The 20,341-nt window shown below is 67.8% G+C and carries 17 protein-coding genes; 10 read left to right on the top strand and 7 right to left on the bottom strand.

Annotation, left to right across the window (positions count from 1 at the left end; genetic code table 11):
* Positions 1–10 precede the first annotated feature (10 nt).
* Positions 11–1,057 (top strand): rhamnose ABC transporter substrate-binding protein, encoded by a 1,047-nt coding sequence (gene rhaS / locus ACIP5T_RS08525; protein ID WP_400862295.1) that lies wholly within the window; start codon positions 11–13, stop codon positions 1,055–1,057.
* 265 nt (positions 1,058–1,322) lie between these two features.
* On the opposite strand, the gene ACIP5T_RS08520 is transcribed toward rhaS, so the two are convergent.
* From ACIP5T_RS08520 to ACIP5T_RS08510, 3 genes are all read right to left on the bottom strand, one after another.
* The gene (locus ACIP5T_RS08520; protein WP_400862293.1) at positions 1,323–2,720 is read right to left on the bottom strand and encodes a rhamnulokinase family protein; all 1,398 of its coding nucleotides are present in this window, start codon (positions 2,718–2,720) and stop codon (positions 1,323–1,325) included.
* Positions 2,717–4,753: a bifunctional aldolase/short-chain dehydrogenase gene (locus ACIP5T_RS08515; RefSeq protein WP_400862291.1), complete on the bottom strand. Its 2,037-nt coding sequence runs from the start codon at positions 4,751–4,753 to the stop codon at positions 2,717–2,719. The genes ACIP5T_RS08520 and ACIP5T_RS08515 overlap by 4 nt, the downstream gene beginning before the upstream one ends.
* Positions 4,754–4,844: 91 nt before the next feature.
* Positions 4,845–5,609: a DeoR/GlpR family DNA-binding transcription regulator gene (locus ACIP5T_RS08510; protein ID WP_400862289.1), complete on the bottom strand. Its 765-nt coding sequence runs from the start codon at positions 5,607–5,609 to the stop codon at positions 4,845–4,847.
* A 77-nt stretch (positions 5,610–5,686) separates the two neighbouring features.
* On the opposite strand from ACIP5T_RS08510, the gene ACIP5T_RS08505 reads away from it, so the two are divergent.
* From ACIP5T_RS08505 to ACIP5T_RS08480, 6 genes are all read left to right on the top strand, one after another.
* Positions 5,687–6,436, top strand: coding sequence for a DeoR/GlpR family DNA-binding transcription regulator (locus ACIP5T_RS08505; RefSeq protein ID WP_400862287.1), 750 nt, complete (start codon positions 5,687–5,689; stop codon positions 6,434–6,436).
* Between the two features lie 170 nt (positions 6,437–6,606).
* The gene (locus tag ACIP5T_RS08500) at positions 6,607–8,130 is read left to right on the top strand and encodes a sugar ABC transporter ATP-binding protein (protein WP_400862285.1); all 1,524 of its coding nucleotides are present in this window, start codon (positions 6,607–6,609) and stop codon (positions 8,128–8,130) included.
* The gene (locus ACIP5T_RS08495; RefSeq protein ID WP_400862283.1) at positions 8,127–9,131 is read left to right on the top strand and encodes an ABC transporter permease; all 1,005 of its coding nucleotides are present in this window, start codon (positions 8,127–8,129) and stop codon (positions 9,129–9,131) included. The genes ACIP5T_RS08500 and ACIP5T_RS08495 overlap by 4 nt, the downstream gene beginning before the upstream one ends.
* A 60-nt stretch (positions 9,132–9,191) precedes the next feature.
* Positions 9,192–10,190 (top strand): sugar ABC transporter substrate-binding protein, encoded by a 999-nt coding sequence (locus tag ACIP5T_RS08490; RefSeq protein WP_400862281.1) that lies wholly within the window; start codon positions 9,192–9,194, stop codon positions 10,188–10,190.
* Positions 10,191–10,285: 95 nt separating this feature from the next.
* Positions 10,286–11,341 (top strand): 2-hydroxyacid dehydrogenase, encoded by a 1,056-nt coding sequence (locus tag ACIP5T_RS08485; RefSeq protein WP_400862280.1) that lies wholly within the window; start codon positions 10,286–10,288, stop codon positions 11,339–11,341.
* A complete protein-coding gene (locus ACIP5T_RS08480; protein WP_400862278.1) occupies positions 11,338–12,753 on the top strand; it encodes an FGGY-family carbohydrate kinase in 1,416 nt (471 codons plus the stop codon). The genes ACIP5T_RS08485 and ACIP5T_RS08480 overlap by 4 nt, the downstream gene beginning before the upstream one ends.
* A gap of 36 nt (positions 12,754–12,789) precedes the next feature.
* Here the strand turns inward: ACIP5T_RS08480 and ACIP5T_RS08475 are convergent, their stop codons facing one another.
* The 4 genes from ACIP5T_RS08475 to ACIP5T_RS08460 form a co-directional block, all read right to left on the bottom strand.
* On the bottom strand, positions 12,790–13,620 hold the full coding sequence (locus ACIP5T_RS08475) for an alpha/beta hydrolase (protein WP_400862277.1): 831 nt from the start codon (positions 13,618–13,620) through the stop codon (positions 12,790–12,792).
* A 76-nt stretch (positions 13,621–13,696) separates the two neighbouring features.
* Positions 13,697–14,863 (bottom strand): L-rhamnose isomerase, encoded by a 1,167-nt coding sequence (rhaI, locus tag ACIP5T_RS08470; RefSeq protein ID WP_400862275.1) that lies wholly within the window; start codon positions 14,861–14,863, stop codon positions 13,697–13,699.
* Positions 14,860–15,252 (bottom strand): L-rhamnose mutarotase, encoded by a 393-nt coding sequence (locus ACIP5T_RS08465; RefSeq protein WP_400862273.1) that lies wholly within the window; start codon positions 15,250–15,252, stop codon positions 14,860–14,862. Before ACIP5T_RS08465 ends, rhaI begins: the two co-directional genes overlap by 4 nt.
* Before the next feature lie 93 nt (positions 15,253–15,345).
* Complete coding sequence (locus tag ACIP5T_RS08460; protein ID WP_400862271.1) at positions 15,346–16,311, bottom strand: serine hydrolase domain-containing protein; 966 nt, start codon at positions 16,309–16,311, stop codon at positions 15,346–15,348.
* Positions 16,312–16,376: 65 nt separating this feature from the next.
* On the opposite strand from ACIP5T_RS08460, the gene ACIP5T_RS08455 reads away from it, so the two are divergent.
* Genes ACIP5T_RS08455 through ACIP5T_RS08445 form a run of 3 tightly spaced genes read left to right on the top strand, consistent with a single transcriptional unit; the run spans position 16,377 to position 20,195 of the window.
* Positions 16,377–18,152 (top strand): ABC transporter ATP-binding protein, encoded by a 1,776-nt coding sequence (locus ACIP5T_RS08455; RefSeq protein WP_400862269.1) that lies wholly within the window; start codon positions 16,377–16,379, stop codon positions 18,150–18,152.
* A gap of 28 nt (positions 18,153–18,180) precedes the next feature.
* Complete coding sequence (locus tag ACIP5T_RS08450; protein ID WP_400862267.1) at positions 18,181–19,272, top strand: Gfo/Idh/MocA family protein; 1,092 nt, start codon at positions 18,181–18,183, stop codon at positions 19,270–19,272.
* Complete coding sequence (locus ACIP5T_RS08445) at positions 19,269–20,195, top strand: hypothetical protein (RefSeq protein ID WP_400862265.1); 927 nt, start codon at positions 19,269–19,271, stop codon at positions 20,193–20,195. Before ACIP5T_RS08450 ends, ACIP5T_RS08445 begins: the two co-directional genes overlap by 4 nt.
* Positions 20,196–20,341 lie beyond the last annotated feature (146 nt).

Here is a 20,341-nt window from a genome sequence, read left to right as displayed (position 1 = left end):
AAGAACAAAGATGTTTGCACGTAAGAAGATCGCGGGGTTCGCGGCGGTCGCCGTGGCCGCAGCGCTCGTGCTGACCGGCTGCGCCGACACCAGCGGCGGCTCCGGCGGCTCCGGTTCGGGCTCGGGGGAGGGCGGCGGATCGGACAACCTGTCGATCACGTTCCTGCCGAAGAACCTCGGCAACCCGTACTTCGACACCTCGAGCGAGGGCGGCAAGACCGCCGTCGACGAGTTCGGTGGCACGTTCGCCGAGGTCGGGCCGGCCGAGGCCACCCCCGACGCCCAGGTCAGCTACATCAACACCGCGACGCAGCAGGCCGTCGGCGCGCTGGTCGTCTCGGCCAACGACCCGAAGGCGATCTGCGACGCCCTGAACGAGGCGCGTGACGCGGGTGTCAAGGTCGTCACCTTCGACTCCGACACCAACCCCGAGTGCCGCGACCTGTTCATCAACCAGGCCGACTCCGAGGGCATCGCCAAGGTGCAGGTCGACCTGATCGCCGACCAGATCGGCGGAGCCGGCGAGGTCGCGATCCTGTCGGCATCGGCCAACGCGACCAACCAGAACGCCTGGATCGACCTGATGAAGGAGTACGTCGCCAGCGAGTACCCCGACATCACGATCGTCGAGACCGTCTACGGTGACGACGACGACCAGACGTCGTTCGACAAGACCGCAGCTCTTCTGCAGAGCCACCCGAACCTGAAGGGCATCATCTCGCCCACCACGGTCGGCATCGCTGCTGCCGCTCGCTACGTCTCGACCTCGGACTACAAGGGCAAGGTCGCGATCACCGGTCTCGGCACCCCGAACCAGATGCGCGAGTACGTCGAGGACGGCACCGTCACCGCCTTCGCACTCTGGAACCCGGCCGACCTCGGCTACCTGGCGGCATTCGCGTCGAAGGCACTGATCGAGGGCGACATCACCGGCGAAGAGGGGGACACCTTCGAGGCCGGCGAGCTCGGCGAGTACACGGTCGGCGCTGACGGCGTCGTGCTGCTCGGCGACCCGTTCGAGTTCAACGCAGACAACATCGGCGAGTTCGACTTCTGAGTCGCGTTCGTGGGGGCGTCGGGGCTTCGGCTCCGGCGCCCTTTTTTCGTCTGTGCCGGGGCGCGTCTTCTCCGGCGCCTGGCGCGGCCGGCATCCGCATCCGAACGGGGATCCCGCACCGGCATCCCGCACCGGCATTTTGCACCCGCCCCTGCGTCGACGGGTACAGATGCATGCCGAAAGAACGGATGGATGCTGAGAAAGGGTGTTCTCGGCATCCATCCGTGATCCGGGCAGCCGAATGTGCGGCTGCGACGGGTGTGAGTCAGCGCGGGTCGAAGCGCTCCGGTTCGTGCGTGGCGGCGACCAAGGAGCGCAGCTCCTCGAGAGAGGCAGGGGCAGCGCCGAGGGCTCGCGCCTGCACGAGCACGTTGCCGAGGGCGGTCGCTTCGACGGGGCCTGCGAGCACCGGAAGACCCGTGCGATCGGCCGTCGCCTGGCACAGCAGACGGTTCAACGAGCCGCCTCCCACCAGATGGATGCTGTCGAGTTCGCGCCCCGACAGATCTGATGCCGTCTGCACGGCATCCGCGAAAGCCGTCGCGATCGACTCGACGATCGAGCGGGCGAACGCGGGCCGCGTCGTCGGCGCGGCACCCCCGAGCAGCGCCGCGATGCGTGCGGGCATGTCTCCGGGTGCGCTGAGCGACGAGTCGTTCGCGTCGAAGATCGGCACATCATCGGTGACAGCGGATGCCGCGGCCAGCAGCGCGGGCAGGTCGATCGACGATCCGTCTTCCGCCTCCCACGCGCGCACGGTCTCGCTCAGCAGCCAGAGCCCCGTGACGTTGTGCAGGAAGCGGTAGCGCCGGTCGACGCCGAGCTCATGAGTGAAGTTCGCCTCGCGCGCAGCATCCGTCAGCACCGGCTCGGTCAGCTCGACGCCGACCAGTCCCCAGGTGCCGCATGAGATGTAGGCCGAGTGCGGCGTCGACAGGGGAGCAGCGACGACAGCGGATGCCGTGTCGTGCGAGCCGACCGCGATCACGGGCAGCTCCTTGCCGATGCGCTCAGCCAGCTCTGCGCGGAGTGTGCCGATCGTCTCGCCCGGGTCGACGAGCGCCGGCAGGATGCGCGACGGGATGCCGAGGCGCTCGGCCAACTCGCTGTCCCAGTCGCCGGATTCGACTCCCAGAAGGCCCGTCGTCGACGCGTTGGTGCGCTCGGCCACAGCTGTTCCGGTGAGCAGGAACGCGATGAGATCCGGGATCAGCAGCGCGCGGTCGGCATCCGCGAGGCGGGCGTCGACACGGTACTGGTAGAGCGTGTTGAACGGCAGGAACTGCAGTCCGTTGCGCCCGTACAGCTCGGCGAACGGCGCCTCAGCGTGCACCTCGTCGACCCCGCGCGCCGTGCGCTCGTCGCGATAGTGGAACGGCTCGGCGAGAAGCTCGCCGTCTTTCAGCAGGCCGTAATCGACGGCCCAGGAGTCGATGCCGATGCTCTGGATGCCCGGCTCCCGGCGCACGGCCTCGGCGAGACCTGCCACCACGTGCTCGTAGAGCGCACCGAAGTCCCAGTGCAGGCCGTCCTCGCGCTCGACGGGCCCGTTGGGGAACCGCGAGACGAGTTCGAGGTCGAGCCGGCCGTCGCCGATCCGCCCGATCATGACGCGACCGCTGGTCGCCCCGAGGTCGACGGCGGCGACGGACCGGATCGTCATCGCAGGAACGCCGCGGCGACGCCGGAGTCGACCGGGATGTGCAGACCCGTGGTGCGGCTGAGCTCGGGACCGGTGAGCACGTAGACGGCGTCCGCCACGTTCTCGGGAACGACCTCGCGCTTGAGGATCGTGCGGTTGGCGTAGTACTGGCCGAGGTCCTCCTCGGCGACGCCGTAGGTGGCTGCGCGGTTCGCGCCCCAGCCCGAGGCGAAGATGCCCGAGCCGCGCACGACACCGTCGGGGTTGATGCCGTTGACGCGGATGCCGAACTCGCCGAGCTCGACCGCGAGCAGTCGCACCTGGTGCGCCTGGTCGGCCTTCGTCGCCGAGTAGGCGATGTTGTTCGGGCCGGCGAAGACCGAGTTCTTCGACGAGATGTAGATGATGTCACCGCCGAGCTTCTGGTCGATCAGCACGCGGGCGGCGGCCTTCGACACGAGGAACGAACCCTTGGCCATGACGTCGTGCTGCAGGTCCCAGTCCTTCTCGGTGGTCTCGAGCAGCGGCTTCGACAGCGAGAGTCCGGCGTTGTTGACGACGAGGTCGACGCCACCGAACGCGAGCACGGCGTCGTTCAGCGCGGCCTGGATGGCATCTGCGTCGGCGACGTTCGCCGCGACGCCGATCGCGACGTCGGTGTTCCCGAGCTCGGCCGCAGCGGCCTGAGCCTTCTCGAGGTCGAGGTCGGCGATGACGACGCACGCACCTTCGGCAGCGAGACGCGTGGCGATGGCCTTGCCGATGCCGCTGGCGGCGCCGGTCACGAACGCGATGCGACCCTGGTGCGACTTCGGCTTCGGCATGCGCTGCAGCTTCGCCTCCTCCAGCGCCCAGTACTCGATGTTGAACTTCTCGGCGTCCGAGATGGGGGAGTAGGTCGACAGCGCTTCGGCGCCGCGCATCACATTGATCGCGTTGACGTAGAACTCTCCGGCGACGCGCGCGGTCTGCTTGTTCGCACCGTAGGAGAACATCCCGATGCCGGGCACGAGCACGATCAGCGGGTCTGCGCCGCGGATCGCGGGCGACTCGCTGGTGGCGTGGGCGTCGTAGTAGGCCTGGTAGTCGGCGCGGTACTCGGTGTGCAGCTCGTGCAGGCGGGTGATCTGCTCCTCGGCGGACGCCGTGACGGGCAGATCGAGGATCAGCGGCTTGACCTTGGTGCGCAGGAAGTGGTCGGGGCAGCTGGTGCCGAGGGCGGCGAGTTCGGGGGCGCGATCCGAGGCGAGGAAGTCGAGGACGACGTCGGAGTCGGTGAAGTGGCCGACCATCGGCTTGTCGGTCGAGGCGATGCCGCGGATCGTGCCGGCGAGGGCCGCAGCGCGCTCGCGGCGTTCGGCCTCGGGAAGCGCCTCGAAGCCGGCGCGGATGCCGCCGAACGGGTCGGCCTTGCCGTTCGCCTCGATGTAGGCGGCTGCGGTGTCGATGATCCACAGAGAGTTGGCCTCGGCCTCCTCCGACGTGTCACCCCACGCCGTGATGCCGTGGCCGCCGAGGATCGTGCCGATCGCCTGCGGGTTCTTCGCCTTGATAGCGGCGATGTCGAGTCCGAGCTGGAAGCCGGGGCGACGCCACGGAACCCACACGACCTTGTCTCCGAAGATCTTCGCCGTCAGCTCTTCGCCGTCGGCCGCGGTGGCGATCGCGATGCCCGAGTCGGGGTGCAGATGGTCGACGTGCGCGGCGTCGACGAGGCCGTGCATCGCGGTGTCGATCGACGGAGCTGCACCGCCCTTGCCGTGCAGGCAGTAGTCGAACGCGGCGACCATCTCGTCTTCGCGGTCAAGACCCGGATAGACGTCGACGAGTGCGCGCATGCGGTCGAGGCGCAGCACGGCGAGCCCCTGCTCCTTGAGCGTCCCCAGGTCTCCACCCGAACCCTTGACCCACATCAGCTCGACGGGCTGACCCGTGACCGGGTCGGTCTCGGTGCCCTTCGCCGACGTGTTGCCGCCGGCGTAGTTGGTGTTCTTCGGGTCGGCGCCCAGGCGGTTCGACCGCTCGATGAGGGCGGCGGCGGTGGGGTTGGTCATGGAGTCTCCCTGACGTCAGAGCACAGACGGCCGAATGCGGAATGTGATGTCATGTGAAATCTAACATGATGTGACGCTGAAAGGAAGGGTGCTACAGGATCTCCCGATCCCCGACGCGGAACTCGTCGAGAGCTGCGTGCTGAGGGTCGAGTTCGGTGACGAGCATCTGGAAGTCGGTCGAATGCAGTGCCCGTGCGACTGATCGGCGCCCCAGTTTGCTGGAGTCCGTGCACAGGATCACGGTCGATGCGTTCGCGGCCATGGCCTGCTTGGGCTCCGCCTCATCCAGTGACACCTCCGAGGTGCCGTCCTCTGCGTCCACGGCATCGGCTGAGGTGAAGAAGACGTCGAAGTAGACCGAGCGCAGACTCTGTCTGGCGACGGGCCCGACGAAGCTCCCTGTGCTCGGTTCTGCGACTCCTCCGGACAGGACAGCGGTCACTCCATCGACGGGATGCAGGATCTGGAACGTCTCGAAGGAGTTCGTGTACACCGTCAGACCGTTCCGGGGGCCGATCATCGAGGCGAGCATGCTGATCGTGGTCGACGCATCGAGGGCGATCGTGCCCGCCTGTGGCACGAACCGCAGAGCCTTCTCGGCGGCGGAGCGTTTCGCCGATGCGCGGATCGCTCGACGGGCGTCAAAGGGGCGGGCTCGCGGCGAGGCAGTGGCGCCGCCGCGGATGCGTCGGATGAGCCCTTCCGCCTCTAGCTCGAGGAGGTCGCGGCGGATCGTCATGCTCGACACCCCGAACAGCTCAGCCGCCGCGTCGATCTGCACTCCCTGAGGCGACCCGGCGAGGCTGACCAACTCCTCTCGTCGGCGCTGTGCATCGAGATTGCCCGTGAGACCCATAAGAGGAATCTATCCGGGCGGCCGCGAATCCCCGTGTTAGATCGTGTGAGATCTTGCCCCTTTCATATACTGAACATGTGAAGTCACTTGCGGCTGAGGAGCGGTGGAACTGGCTTCTCGCGCGCCTCAAGGAGTCCAAGGCGATCTCGCTCGCCGATGCGGCGCACTCATTGGGAGTGAGTGAGATGACCGTGCGCCGCGACTTCACCGCGATGGAAGAGCGCGGAATCGCACGTCGCGTCCGCGGTGGCGCCGTGTACAGCGGCCCGGTCAGCTTTCATGGGCGTGAGCGGTCGCATGCTGAGGAGAAGGCGCTCATCGCCGCGAAGCTGCTTCCGCTCGTGCCCACGAGCGGAGTGATCGCGATGGACTCGTCCACGACGATCAACCGGCTCGCTCAGGAGATCGTCGCCAGCGACGATCTCACGGTCGTGACGAATGGGCTCTCTACGTTCCATGCGCTTCAGGACAAGCCAGGCGTGACCGCGATTCTCACGGGCGGGGCCGCCGATCGGCGGTCGGATTCCCTCATCGGACCGGTCGCTACGGCGTTTCTCGAGAGCATGCGGTTCTCGAGCTTCTTCGCTTCGGCGGCGGCGGTCGATGATCGCGCCTGCTACGAGGACACCCTGGAGGAGGCGGAGCTCAAGCGCGCCTTCGCCCGATCGTCTGCGCACATCGTGATCGGCGTGCATGCCGAGAAGCTCGACGGAACCGCCACGGCGGCCTCCGTGTCCCTCGCCAAGGTGGCGGCCCTCGCCACCGAACTCGATGCGGATTCGCCGGAACTCGCGCTGTACGCACAGGCGGTTCCGACCATCCTCTGACCCGGCGCCCTCCACTCCGGCGTCTGGTCGATGTTCTGTCGTGTGATTCTTTTCACACAGAACTTGACAAAATCTAACTTGATCGAACATTCTGGTTCGAACAGGTCAGCACGAAGGAGTGTGTTCATGGTCACTCGGAGCCCGAATCCGACCCGAACCGTGGTGTGCGGATGAGCGTCGTGGACGACGCCCTCCCGACACCTGCGGCGATCGACGTCGCGCTGACGGACATCACCAAGCTCTACCCTGGCGTGACTGCCCTCGGTGGTGTGTCGCTCGACCTGCGCGCCGGCGAGGTGCACGCGATCGTCGGCGAGAACGGGGCGGGCAAGTCGACGCTCATCAAGGTCCTCGCGGGCGCTGTCGAGCCCAGCGCCGGCTCGATCGTCGTCGACGGCCAGACGTACGACAAGCTCACCCCCGCCCTCGCGCAGGACCTCGGCATCGCAGTGATCTATCAGGAGTTCACGCTCGTGCCGACATTGAACGCGGCAGAGAACGTGTTCCTCGGGCACTACCTGCTGCGGGGGCCTGTGCTCGATCGCAAGCGCATGAACGCCAAGGCGGAGCAGCTGTTCTCCCGGCTGGGGGTGAAAATCGACCCGCGCGAGCTCGTCGGCGACCTGACCACCGGCTACCAGCAGATCGTCGAGATCGCGAAGGCTCTGTCTCGCAACGCTCGGCTGCTCATCATGGACGAGCCGTCCGCCCCCCTCACAGCCTCCGAGGTCGAGGCGATGTACAAGGTCGTCGACGCGCTGCGCGCCGAGGGCATGACGATCGTCTACATCTCGCACCGTATGGAGGAGATCTTCCGCCTGTCCGATCGAGTGTCGGTGCTGCGCGACGGTCAGTACATCGCCACGAAGAACACCTCCGAGACCACGAGGCGCGAGCTCATCAACCTGATGGTCGGCCGCGAGCTGACCGAGGGCTACCCGACCAGAGACTTCTCGCCGGGCGAGGTCACCCTGCGGGTCGACGGCGTCAGCGGCAACGGCGTGCGAGGCGTCACCTTCGAGGCGCGAGCGGGGGAGATCCTCGGCTTCGCCGGCCTCATCGGCGCGGGGCGGACCGAGCTCATGGAGCTGCTGTTCGGCGCCAAGCGGATCGACGCGGGAGAGGTGACGCTGCACGGACGCTCGGTTGTCTCGCGGTCGCCGATCCAGGCGATCCGCAATCGCATCGCGCTCGTGCCCGAGGATCGCAAGCGACACGGCCTCGTGCTGCCTTTCAGCATCGCCGAGAACATCACACTGCCTCTGCTGAAGAAGCAGCTGTCTCGGGCAACGGTCATCTCGCCGAAGGCCGAGCGCGACCTCACGGCCGAGTACATGACCGACCTTCGCATCAAGGCCCCGAGCGGCGCTGAGATCGTCGGCAACCTCAGCGGAGGAAACCAGCAGAAGGTCGTCCTCGCGAAATGGCTTGCGACTGACCCGGAGGTGCTGATCTTCGACGAGCCGACCCGCGGCATCGACGTCGGAGCCAGGGCTGAGATCTACCTGATCATGAACCGGCTCGCTGCGGCGGGCAAGACGATCCTGATGATCTCGTCCGACATGGAGGAGCTGATCGGCATGTCCGACCGCGTCGTCGTGCTCCGCGAAGGCAACCAGGAGGGGATCCTCCACAAGAACGAGATCACCCAGGAGACCGTGATGGCCCTGGCCGCGCAAGGAGAGCCCGCATGAAAATCGCACTGCCACGGATCAAGGACATCGGCATCGTCCTGGTGCTCGTCGTCCTCATCATCGCATTCAGCCTGATGACCCCGAACTTCCTCGACCCGAGCAACATCTTCAACATCGCGCGGCAGGTCGCGACGCTCGGCATCGTCGCCGTCGGCTTCTCCTTCGTGCTGATCACCGGTGGCATCGACCTGTCGGTCGGCTATCAGATCTCACTCAACGTGGTCGTCACGGGCATGCTCATGGCGCAGGTCGGGCTCCCTTGGTACCTGGCCTGCCTCGCCGCGCTCGCGCTCGGCACGCTGATCGGCGTCATCAACGGTCTCATCATCACGCTCACAGGAGTCGCACCCCTGATCGTGACCCTGTCGATGATGATGATGCTCAACGGACTGAGCTACCTGATCTCCAAAGGTCTGCCGATCTTCGGATTCCCCGCGGAGTTCTCGCTGCTCGGCCAGGGCGCGGTGTTCGGCATCATCCCCGTCTCGCTGTTCTTCCTCATCGCCGTATGGGGTGTGGGCCTCTTCGTCCTCAACAAGACGTACATCGGCCGCTACTTCTATGCGATCGGCAACAACGTCGAGGCGGCCAGACTCTCCGGCGTCAACACCCGCCGCACCCTGATCCTCGTGTACGCCCTGTGCGGCTTCTTCACTGCGATCGGCGCGATCCTGCTCCTCTCGCGACTGAACTCGGCGCAGTCCGCCACGGGCGCCGGCTTCGAGTTCAGCGTGCTGACGGCCTGTGTGCTCGGCGGCATCAGCGTGATGGGTGGGCGCGGTCGGCTCTTCGGGGCGTTCATCGGCGTCCTCATCGTCGGCGTCCTCGACAACGGACTCGTGCTGATCAATGTCAGCGAGTACGTGCAGCTCCTCATCAAGGGAGCCATCCTCCTCATCGCCGTCATCTATGACGCGATGTCGAAGAACTCTCCCGGCCGACGCAAGCAGATCGGCGGCGTGCCGCTCACCGTGCCGACCGTCCCGGCATCCACCTCCTGACACCCCTCCGGCGGTCGTTTCAAAGACGGACGACCGCACCCGACACAGTAAGGAACCATCATGAAGAAGTTCGGCAAGATCGCCGCAGTCGCCGGCGTCGTCGCTGCACTGCTGCTCTCCGGCTGCACCGCCGTCTCTCCGAGCGGACCGGGCGGTGGCGGAGATGCCTCGGCCGGTGGCGATCAGAGCGTCGGCATCACGTTCTCCGACCTGAGCAACCCCGTCTGGGCGGAGCTCGTGCAGGAGGCGGAGTCGTACGGCGCTGAAGAGGGCCTCAGCGTCACGTACGTGGACGCGCGCAACGATGCCGCCGCCCAGGTGACCCAGATCGAGAACTTCATCCAGCAGGGCGTCTCGACGATCATCATCTGCGCCGTCGACGCGAACGCGCTGGTCGACGTCACCAAGAAGGCCCAGGACGCCGGCATCAAGGTCGTCGGCTACACGCAGGTCCTCGAGAACTACGACGCGCAGTACCTGGTCGACGCCTACAACACCGGCTACGCCAACGGCGAGGCGGCTGCCGCCTGGATCAACGACAACTTCGACGCGGACGAGACCGTGCAGTGGGCGCTGATGGACCTGCCGCGCTTCCCCGAGATCATCGACCGCGCGAACGGCATCAAGGAGGCCATCGCCGAGCTGGCTCCGAACGCCGAGCTCGTCGGCACCGCGCCCGCACTCACTGCAGAGGACGGCGTCGCCAATGCGGAGAACTTCCTCCAGGCGAACCCCGACCTCAAGGTGATCGCCACGATCGGCGGCGGCGGCGCAGTCGGCGGCAACGAGGGCGTGAAGTCCGCCGGTGTCACCGACTACGACTCGTTCGGGCTCTTCGGCATCGATGCTACCGAGAACGAGATCCAGAACATCATCAACGGCGACCCGCAGAAGACGTCGATCAGCCTCGGCGGCGGAAAGGCCCACGGTCGTGCCCTGATCGACATCACCCTCGACCTGCTCGCGGGTGAGAACGTGGAGAAGGACCAGTACATGCCCATCGAGGTCATCGACAGCTCCAACGCCCAGGACTACTTCGACGAGATCTACGGCGGCTGACGCCCCGGTGGCCACCCGTGAGCGCGGGTGGCCACTCTGTAGTCCCTCCCCTGAATGTCGCGGCTCGACCGCGACGGAAAAGGACCAGCACCATCATGATCCGAGTGCTCGCCGCCGGTGACCGCTTCATCCGTTCCTCCCTGTTCCGGAAGGAGCTCGAGCGAGCGCTGCCCGAGGGCATCGACATCGTCGAGACCGAGTTCGGCTGGCCAGACGTCCCGTTCGGACGCGTGGGTGAGGTCGACGAGGCGTCAGGGTCTGAGGACGAGCTCATCGACTCGCTGCAGGGCTCGACGGCGATCGTCACCCAGCTCGCGCCCCTGACCGAAAGGGTGATGGATGCCGTGCCCGAGCTGCGGTTCATCGGCGTCTCGCGCGGAGGGCCCACCAACGTCAACATCGAGGCGGCCCGCGAGCGTGGCATCCAGGTCGCCAACGTGCCGGGCCGCAACGGCGTCGCCACCGCGGAGATGACGATCGGGCTGGCGCTCGCCCTGATGCGTCGCATACCCCTGGCGCAGGCGAGCATGATGGCGTCGAACTGGCGCGGCGACCTGTATCGCTCCGACGCCGTGGGTCGTGAGGTCGCGGGCTCTGTGATCGGCCTCCTCGGAGCGGGTGCCGTCGGCTCGCACGTCGCGCGGACCTTCGTCGCGATGGGCGCGCGGGTGCTGGTGTTCGACCCCTATCTCCCCTCAGGGCGACTCGCGGACGGCATCGAGCAGGTGTCGTCCTCCGACGAGGTCTTCCGTCGCAGTGACCTCGTGTCGGTGCACGCTCGGCTGACGCCCGAGACCGCGCACATGGTGAACGGCGATACGCTCGCACTCATGAAGCCGGGTGCCCTGCTCGTCAACGCCGCGCGCGGCGGTCTGGTCGACTACGACGCCGTCGCCGCTTCGATCGAGAGCGGAGGTCTCGGCGGCGCTGCGTTCGATGTGTATCCCGAGGAGCCGGTCGACTTCGGCCATGCACTGTTCCGCCTTGCGAAGGACGGCCGCGACGTCGTCGTCACGCCCCACATCGCCGGTGCGAGCCAGGAGACTGCGGTGCGGGCGGCGCGCGGAGTCGCAGAGGAGCTGCGTCGGTTCCTGCACGGGGAGCCGGCGATGAACCCGCTCACCGACGGTGCCCGGGCGGCGCTGCTGTGACGGCCGCGCTTCTGGGGATCGATGCCGGCACCAGCTCCGTCAAGGTCGTCGCCATCGATCTCGAGGGGCGGAGGGTCGCCGACCACTCGGTCGCGTACCCCACGAAGACAGACGGGGCGAGCGCCGAGCAGGACGCGAGCCAGTGGTGGACCGCCCTGCGGGCAGCGCTCGCCGCGGTGATCCCCGGGCTCGAGGTGCTCGCCGTCGCCGTGACCTCTCAGGCGCCGACCTTCGTTCCCGTCGATGCGAGCGGCGACGCCACGGGCCCAGCGCTCACTTGGCTCGACCGGCGGGCGGCATCGGAGGCCCGCACCATCGGCGAGCTCGTGCCGCACTCGCGTAACGGCGCTGACCCGTTCTTCGGAACGGCCAAGCTGCTCTGGCTGACGCAGCACCGCGCCGAATCGCTGGACGCCGCGGCCGCCGTGCTCTCGACCAATGGCTACCTGGTGCGCAGGCTGACGGGAGTCAGTGCGCTCGACGACACCACCGCATCGTTGATGCAGGGGTTCGACGACGAGGTCGGCGACTTCCCCGATCGGCTTCGCGATGCGGTGCCCGCTCTCTCGCTGCTCGCGCCGCTGGTGCGGTCAACCGACGTGGTCGGAGTGGTGACTCTCGTTGCATCGTCCGATACAGGGCTTCCCGCCGGCACGCCGGTGGTCGCCGGCGGCATCGATGCGATCGGATCAGCGCTCGAGGCCGGAGTGCTCACGGCGGGTGATCCGCTCGTCGACATGACCGGCTTCTCGAGTGTCACGATGCTCGCGGTCCCTCGCGGAGCAGCCGTCGCCGGCTTCATCCACTCCCGGCATTGCGTGCCGGACGTCGACCTGCTGATCACGGCTCAGGTGACTGCCGGCGCGACGATCGACTGGGTCAACGGGCTCGATTCGTCCGCAGATCTCCGTTCGGCAGAGCGCATCCTCGCCAAGCCACGACCCGGTCGGGTGACGATGGTGCCGAGTCTTGCCGGCGAGCGCACTCCCACCTGGAATGCCGACGCGCGCGGCCTCATCGCCGGTGTCGATCTCACGACAGACGGCACCGACCTCATGCTCGCGGCGATGGAGGGGAACGCTCTGTCCCTGGCCCGCGATATCGACGCGATGAGAGCCGCCGGCTACGCGATCGATGAGCTGATCAGCACGGGAGGCGGGGCCTCGTCGGACGCCTGGCTGCAGATCAAGTCCGATGTGCTCGGCATCCCTGTCTATCGACCGGCCAGTGGGCATGGTGCAGCACAGGGAGCGGCCATGCTCGCCGGCGTCGCCACGGGCCGTCTCGCCTCGTTCGAGTCGACGCGAAGCATCGCGCACGCCGTCGAGGCCGAGTTCCGACCCGATGCCCGTCGCCACGACGCCTACGCGGCCAGGCGAGCGCGCTTCGATGAGCTCGTGGCGGTCAGCTGAACCGCGAGCGGGCGACCGGCCGCAGCGACGAGCCGTTCAGAGGGCGAGGATGCGTGCGGCGAAGCGGTCGATCGATGCTGCCGCTGCCGCGAGTTCGGGCTGATTGAGGTGGCCGTGGCGGGTGCCCGGCTCGGTCGAGATGTCGAGGTCGACGCCGGCGTCGCGCAGCGAGGCGCCGAACGCCTCACCCGAGACGCGCAGCTCGTCGACCTCGCCGTTGATCATGATCGTGGCGGGGAAGTGCGACAGTTGGGCGACGGATGCCGTGCCGGGCACGGCGTAGATGTCGCCGCTTTCGGCCGGCCCGCCGAGGTAGTTCTCGTACATCCCGCGCACCGGCTCCGGGCCGAACACGTCGGCGTCAGGGTTCGCGTCGAGAGCTGAGCGCAGCGTGGCATCCGGCGTGCCCTGCACGGCGTGCAGCGTCGGGTACGCGAGCACGGCGAGTGCGGGCGCCGGACCCGAGCCATGGCTGAGGCGAAGAGCCACCCCCGTGGCGAGGTTGCCGCCGGCGCTCGCTCCGCCGAGCGACCAGGGGCCCTGGGCGAGATCCGACTCCACGGCCCAGCGGAACGCGGCCTCGACCTCGTCGGACGCGACGGGATAGTGCACGCCGTCTCGCTCGGGGGCTCCCGACGCTGCGGCCCAGGTGCGCGGGAACGGAGCGAGCGCGTAATCCACCGACACCACGACGATGCCGCGGTCTGCGAATCTCTGCGCGACCCAGTCTGCCTCGGGCATCTCGAGCTCGCCGGCCGCGAAGCCGCCTCCGTGCACCCAGACGAGGCCGGGCCCTGCGGGGGAGGTCGGCGTGTACACCCGCACGCGCAGCGGCCCATGCGGGCCGTCGAGCACCTGGTCGCTCACAGCGTCATCCGTTCTGTCGGTGGGACGTCGGGATGCGGGGATCGGCTCCCGCATCCCGACGGGTCGGGGTGCGGGCTCAGGCGCCCCAGCCGGCTTGCACGCCGCCGACGCGGTCGGCGGCGATCTGCTGCTGGTAGCCCGACTCGGCGTAGGCCGCCATCGGGTCGGCGGGGAGGCCGCGCGACTCGCGCCATTCGGCGAGAGCCGGACGCACGTCGGTGTAGAACGCATCCATGAAGACGGCGTTCGCTGCCAGCACGTCGCCGGACTTCTGCGCGGCGGACAGTGCCTCGCGGTCGACGATCAGCGCGCGGGCCGTCATCTCCTGCACGTTCAGCACCGAGCGGATCTGGCCGGGGATCTTGTCCTCGACGTTGTGGCACTGGTCGAGCATGAAGGCCACGTCGGGGTTGTTCAGGCCGCCGCCGCGGACGACCTCGAACAGGATGCGGAACAGCTGGAACGGGTCGGCCGCGCCGACGATGAGGTCGTCATCGGCGTAGAAGCGCGAGTTGAAGTCGAACGAGCCGAGCTTGCCGAGACGCAGCAGTTGCATGACGATGAACTCGATGTTGGTGCCGGGGGCGTGGTGGCCGGTGTCGAGGCACACCATGGCCTTGTCGCCGAGCGACGAGACCTGGGCGTACGACGTACCCCAGTCGGGAACATCGGTGTGATAGAACGCCGGCTCGAAGAACTTGTACTCCAGTACCAGGCGCTGGTCATCGCCGAGGCGGGCGTAGATCTGCTGCAGCGACTCCTGCAGGCGGTCCTGGCGGCCGCGCAGGTCGGCCTGGCCCGGGTAGTTCGACCCCTCTGCGAGCCAGATCTTCAGGTCGCGGCTGCCCGTGGCATCCATCACGTCGATGCAGGCGAGGTGGTGGTCGATCGCCTTCTGGCGGATCGTGGGGTCTTCGTGGGTCAGGGCGCCGAACTTGTAGTCGTCGTCCTGGAACGTGTTGGAGTTGACCGTGCCGAGGGTCACGCCGAGGTCTTCGGCATGCTTGCGCAGATCGGAGAACGAGTCGACGAGGTCCCACGGGATGTGCAGGGCGACGGACGGCGCGAGCGCGGTGTACTTGTTGACCTGCGCGGCATCCGCGATCTTCTCCCACGGGTCGCGCGGGGTGCCAGGCGTGCCGAACACCTTGAAGCGGGTGCCGGAGTTGCCGAACGCCCAGCTGGGGAGCTCGATGCCCTGCTGCTCGAGAGCTGCGAGGTTGTCGGACGAGAGGATGCTCATGAGGCGCTGCCTTCGGTGTCGTTGCGGTTGTCTGTGTGGGATGCTGCGGAGCTGCCGGCGTCGGCGAGCTGGTCTTCGAGGTGGAACACCTCGGTGAGTGCGGTGGCGGCCTGGTCGGGGCGCCCGTCGAGATCGACGAAGAAGCGGCCCATCTCGGCCTCCCAGCGGGCGGCGACGGGGGAGGCGGCGAGGTAGGCCTGCGCCGCGGCATCGTCATCGGTCTCGTAGTAGCCGACGAGTGTGCCGCCGTCGGCCAGGAACAGCGAGTAGTTTCGGCGGCCGGCGGCCGCGATCTCGGCCAGCATCTCGGGCCACACGGGCGAGTGACGGGCGAGGTATTCGTCGAGCAGTTCAGGACGCACCTGCAACTGGAACGCGACGCGGGTCATGGTTGTTCTCTCTTCATCGAGGTTTTGAATCGTTTCATTCAATGGTCTCAACATTAGACAGGGGTGATCGCCCTGTCAAGTGAGCGCCGCTGACTACAGGGCTGCGACGATCGCGTTGTCGAGCTCGTCGGCGTCGACGCCCGGCCGGACGGCGGCGTTGGTGAGCAGCACCCAGGCCACGCCGGCCCCCGGGTGCACCCAGAACTCGGTGCCGGCCCACCCTCCGTGGCCGTAGACGTCGCGATCGACGAGCCCGGGAGCCCGCGAGCGCAGATTGAACGTGAAGCCCCAGTCCTGACCGCGCCCGTCGGGGTAGGGGTCGAGGCGGGGGATGTCGCCGGTCAGCGGGCGCAGCATCATCGCCAGCCCGGCGGGAGACAGGACGCCGTCGCGCTCACCGCGACCGATGCGCAGCAGTTCGGCGCCGAGGTGGAGCAGATCCTCGGCGCGGCCCAGCATCCCCGCACCGGGTGCTCGCGTCGCGTGGAACCGGTCGAGGTCGAGCCCGCCCGCCGCCGCATCCGGCACGCCGACGGACTGTGCGGTGTCGAGGGTCAGGCCGATCGCGCCGATGCGATGTGCCCACTCGAGAGTGCCGTCGTCCCACGTCGTGTCGGTCGCATGCTCGATCAGCGCCGCGATGCCCTCGAAGGCCAGAGTGGAATACCGCGAGGCGGTGCCTGCCGCGAAGTCCCGCCCCCGGGTGAGCAGCTCGGAGCGCAGCGGAAGTGCGGTGTCGAGCGGGGGCTCGGAGATCCCCGAGGTGTGCGACGCGAGATGCCAGAGTCGCACGATGTCGTCACGAGACGACCCGAAGTCGGGCAGGGCGTCCGTGAGGGGAGTGTTCGGGGTCAGCAGGCCTCGTTCGACGGCTCGAGCCGCGGTGATGCCGGTGAGCACCTTCGTGATCGAGAACAGCGGGTACACGGCGTCGGTCGCTGCGCCGAAGCCTTCCAGGTCGATGATGCCGTCCGCCGTGGCCATGCCCAGCACCGCTGTCGGCAGCCGTTCCGCCTGCACGTGACGACGGGCCCAGTCGAATGCTGCGTCGAAGGTCATGGGTGCTCCTGTCGATCCGGGTGGTCGCGCTTCCCTGGCGACTGTGGTGACTCTACGATAGGACCATGGTACAGAAAGCGCTTTCCCATCCGGCCGCGCTCATCGACGGTCAGCACCCGACCCGTTCTGTGCTGCGCCTGGTCGCACGGCGGCCTTGGCGCCTCACCTTCGCGATCACGGCCTTCGCGATCAAGGAGATCCCGCTCTGGTTCCTACCGGTGATCACCGCCGCGATCATCGACGTCGTGGCGAGTGACGGCGACGTGACGGAGGTGCTGTGGTGGTTCGCCCTCGCCGCGGTGCTCCTGCTGCAGAACTACCCGAACCACATCATCTACACGCGCAACTTCATGACGGTCGTGCGCGATCTCGGCGCCGACCTGCGCAACGCGCTCACCGCCCGCCTGCAGAGCCTGTCGATCGGGTACCACACGCGCATGAGCTCATCGATCGTGCAGACGAAGGTCGTGCGCGACGTCGAGAACGTCGAGCTCATGCTGCAGCAGGTCACGCATCCGCTGCTGTCATCGACCATGGTGATGCTCGGAGCGTTGGGGATGACGGCGATCACCGTGCCCCAGTTCCTTCCCGTCTACGCCCTCGCCGTGCCGATCGCCATCGGCATCCGCTACGGCATGCGCAATCGTTCGCAGCGTCGCAACGAGGTATTCCGCCGCGAGATCGAGACGCTGTCTGCCCGAGTCGGTGAGATGGCGTCGCTCATTCCGGTGACTCGCGCTCACGGACTCGAGGAGACGGCGATCAGCCGCGTCGCCGGCGGCGCAGACGGAGTACGCAAGGCCGGCCTCGACCTCGACCTGTTGAACGGCAGAGTGGCGTCGATCTCGTGGGTGGCGATGCAGCTGCTCGGCGTCGCCTGCCTCATGCTCGCGGCCGTATGTGCACTGACCGGGTTCCTGCCGATCACGCCCGGCGAGGTCGTGATGCTCTCGAGCTACTTCACCCTGCTGACCGGCGGACTCACCCAGCTGCTGATGCTCATCCCGGTCGGGGCCCGCGGCCTCGAGTCGGTGCGCTCGATCGCCGAGGTCCTGCAGGAGCCCGACGTCGAGCAGAACTCCGGCAAGCGCGTCGTCTCGACGGTGAGGGGCGAGATCGTACTCGACTCTGCCACGCATCGATACGCGGATGCCGAAGAGGACGCCCTGTTCGAGATCGATCTGCGCATCGCGCCCGGCGAGACGGTCGCTTTCGTCGGCTCATCGGGGTCGGGCAAGTCGACGCTCCTGAATCTGGTGCTCGGCTTCGTCAGACCGACCAGCGGCCGCATCAGACTCGACGGCCAGGACATGCAGGAACTCGACCTCCGCACCGTGCGCCGGTCGATCTCAGTGGTGCCGCAGGAGTCCGTGCTGTTCGAGGGGTCGGTCTTCGACAACATCGCCTACGGCATGCCCGACGTCACACCGGACCGCGTGGAGCAGGCTCTGCGAGACGCGAATGCCTGGGAGTTCGTGAGCGAGCAGCCGCAGGGGTGGCACACGGTCGTCGGAGAGCGAGGAGCTCGTCTCTCGGGTGGTCAGCGCCAGCGCCTGGCCATCGCCCGCGCGCTCGTGCGCGACCCGCGGATCCTGCTCCTCGACGAAGCGACCAGCGCACTCGATCCCGAATCCGAGGGACTCGTCAAAGAGGCACTCGAGCGGCTGATGCGCGGCCGCACGACTCTGGTCGTCGCACACCGTCTGTCGACGATCAGACAGGCCGACCGTATCGTCGTGCTCGAGCACGGGCGCATCGTCGAGCAGGGCTCGCACGACGATCTGCTGGCCGCAGACGGGCGATACGCTCGGTTGCACCTGGTGCAGAACGGCCTGAGATGACCCCCACTCACCGTCCTGAGGAGGACCGATGACTTCCGACAAGACCCTTCGCGCTGCCCTGGTGGGCACCGGCTCCGTGGCGAACTCGCACGCCCGCGCCGTTGCCGCATACCCTCGGGCGGAGCTGGTCGCCGTCGCAGACCTCAGCCTCGACAAGGCCGAGGAGTTCGCGGGCAGATACGGCATCGCCGCCGCCTATGGCGACCTCGACGAGATGCTCACCGCCGAGCACCCCGATGTCGTGCTCATCTGCACGCCGCCGGCGCCGCACCGCGAGCAGTCGCTCGCCGCCTTCGCGGCAGGCGCCCACGTGATCGTCGAGAAGCCACCGGCACCGTCGCTCGACGAGCTCGACGACATGCGGGAGGGGGCGCGCGCGGCCGACAAGCAGCTCGCTGTCGTGTTCCAGCAGCGCACCGGCACTGCGGCAGCGCACGTGCGCTCGCTGCTGCAGAGCGGTGCGCTCGGGCGCCCGCTCGTCGCAGTGTGCCAGACGCTCTGGTTCCGTGACGCCGACTACTTCGCCGTGCCGTGGCGGGGCAAGTGGGAGACCGAGGGCGGCGGCACGACGCTCGGGCACGGCATCCATCAGATCGATCTGCTCGCGCACCTGCTGGGCGACTGGTCGTCGGTGCAGGGCAGGCTCTGGCGGCTCGACCGCGAGACCGAGACCGAAGATGTCTCGACCGCGACGATCGTGTTCGATCAGGGCGTGGTCGCCCAGGTTGTCACGAGTGCGGTGTCGCCGCGAGAGGCGAGCTCGATCCGCATCGACACGCAGAAGGCCACGATCACGGTCGATCACGTCTACGGACACGGCCACGAGAACTGGCGCATCACTCCCGCCCCGGGGTTCGAGACGGAGGCCGAGGGATGGGTGTTCCCGGATGTCGAGGAGCGCAGCGACCACGCGCCGCTGCTGCGCGATGTGTTCGACGCCCTGCTCGACGGCGGTCCGCTTCCGGCGACCGCCGACGCACCCGCGCGTTCGCTCGAGATCGTCGCGGCGATCTATGCCTCGGCCGCGGCTGACGGCATCGCGATCACTCCCGAAGTGCTCGGTTCGCACCCCACGCATCGGGCTGGTTTCGCGAGTCCGGTCACCGATCTCCGCCGGTGAACGAGCTCTACCGAGACCCGGTCTACGACGGGGCCACTGATCCACGGGTCGTGATCGACCAGAGCGGGCGGTGGTGGATGTTCTACACGCAGCGGCGCGCGAGCCTCGAGGATGCGGGCCCGGGGGTCTCGTGGATCCATGGCAGCCGAATCGGCGTCGCGACCTCGGACGACGGAGTGGCGTGGATTTACGACGGCACGCTCGAGCCCGCGGCATCCGACCTCGTCCTGGAGCCGGGCCCGCCGCCTGTCGGCATCGACGGCACGCACTGGGCGCCCGAGGTCGTCTGGGACGGCGCGCAGTGGCGCATGTACCTGACGGAGATCGACGGCATCCCCGACCGGTGGCCGGGATTCGTGCGCGAGATCGTCGAGTACGTCTCGGACGACCTCCGTCACTGGGAGCGACGCGGACCGCTCGCGCTGAGCAGCGATCGGGTCATCGATGCGGCGGTCGCCCGCACCCCCGACGGCCTCTGGCGGATCTGGTACAAAGACGAAGCGGCGGACTCGGTGACCATGGTCGCCTCGTCGCCCGACCTCGGCGAATGGCGGCTCGACGGCGTCGCGATCGGCGGACGCCCGCATGAGGGGCCGACGGTCTTCGAGCTCGGCGGGTTCTGGTGGATGATCGTCGACGAGTGGCGGGGGATGGGCGTGTACCGCTCCGGCGACGGCATCCGCTGGCTGCGTCAAGGAGATGACGATGCCGTCATCCTCGCCGATGCTCCCGGGGGAGGCCACGGCAATCACGGCGCTCATGTGCACCACGGCGACGAGCTGTGGTTCTACTTCTTCGGCACCGCGGAGGCAGCACCCGTGCACGCCGCGACGGGCGAGCAGAGGCGAGCCGCGGTATATCGGTTGGGTCTCGAGGTCGAGGCCGGGAACCTGGTCGTGAAAGACTGGAAGGCCCCGCGGTAATCGTTGTAATCCCCGTCGCGAATTGCCGGTTGCGAAACGTTTCAATCTCGATTAGCGTGCAGGTAAGCGTTTTCCCCACACCGTGGAGATCGCTTCCCGCACCACATGGACACAGGCGTTCCGCGGCATTGCCGAACGAGGACGTT

Origin of the sequence: Microbacterium sp. NPDC088619, assembly GCF_044752825.1 — a bacterium.
GTDB lineage: Bacteria > Actinomycetota > Actinomycetes > Actinomycetales > Microbacteriaceae > Microbacterium.
The sequence above is the reverse complement of the archived record's forward strand: the minus strand, read 5'-3'. Positions and strand labels throughout refer to the sequence as shown.

Bases quoted from the DNA above. Each gene is read 5' to 3' on its own strand.
- ACIP5T_RS08520 (WP_400862293.1), bottom strand. From the start codon at position 2,720: ATGACGATCCGGTCCGTCGCCGCCGTCGACCTCGGGGCGACCAGCGGT.
- ACIP5T_RS08450 (WP_400862267.1), top strand. From the start codon at position 18,181: ATGACTTCCGACAAGACCCTTCGCGCTGCCCTGGTGGGCACCGGCTCC.
- rhaS (WP_400862295.1), top strand. From the start codon at position 11: ATGTTTGCACGTAAGAAGATCGCGGGGTTCGCGGCGGTCGCCGTGGCC.
- ACIP5T_RS08515 (WP_400862291.1), bottom strand. From the start codon at position 4,753: ATGACCAACCCCACCGCCGCCGCCCTCATCGAGCGGTCGAACCGCCTG.
- ACIP5T_RS08465 (WP_400862273.1), bottom strand. From the start codon at position 15,252: ATGACCCGCGTCGCGTTCCAGTTGCAGGTGCGTCCTGAACTGCTCGAC.
- ACIP5T_RS08460 (WP_400862271.1), bottom strand. From the start codon at position 16,311: ATGACCTTCGACGCAGCATTCGACTGGGCCCGTCGTCACGTGCAGGCG.
- ACIP5T_RS08500 (WP_400862285.1), top strand. From the start codon at position 6,607: ATGAGCGTCGTGGACGACGCCCTCCCGACACCTGCGGCGATCGACGTC.
- ACIP5T_RS08490 (WP_400862281.1), top strand. From the start codon at position 9,192: ATGAAGAAGTTCGGCAAGATCGCCGCAGTCGCCGGCGTCGTCGCTGCA.
- ACIP5T_RS08455 (WP_400862269.1), top strand. From the start codon at position 16,377: ATGGTACAGAAAGCGCTTTCCCATCCGGCCGCGCTCATCGACGGTCAG.
- rhaI (WP_400862275.1), bottom strand. From the start codon at position 14,863: ATGAGCATCCTCTCGTCCGACAACCTCGCAGCTCTCGAGCAGCAGGGC.
- ACIP5T_RS08510 (WP_400862289.1), bottom strand. From the start codon at position 5,609: ATGGGTCTCACGGGCAATCTCGATGCACAGCGCCGACGAGAGGAGTTG.
- ACIP5T_RS08485 (WP_400862280.1), top strand. From the start codon at position 10,286: ATGATCCGAGTGCTCGCCGCCGGTGACCGCTTCATCCGTTCCTCCCTG.
- ACIP5T_RS08495 (WP_400862283.1), top strand. From the start codon at position 8,127: ATGAAAATCGCACTGCCACGGATCAAGGACATCGGCATCGTCCTGGTG.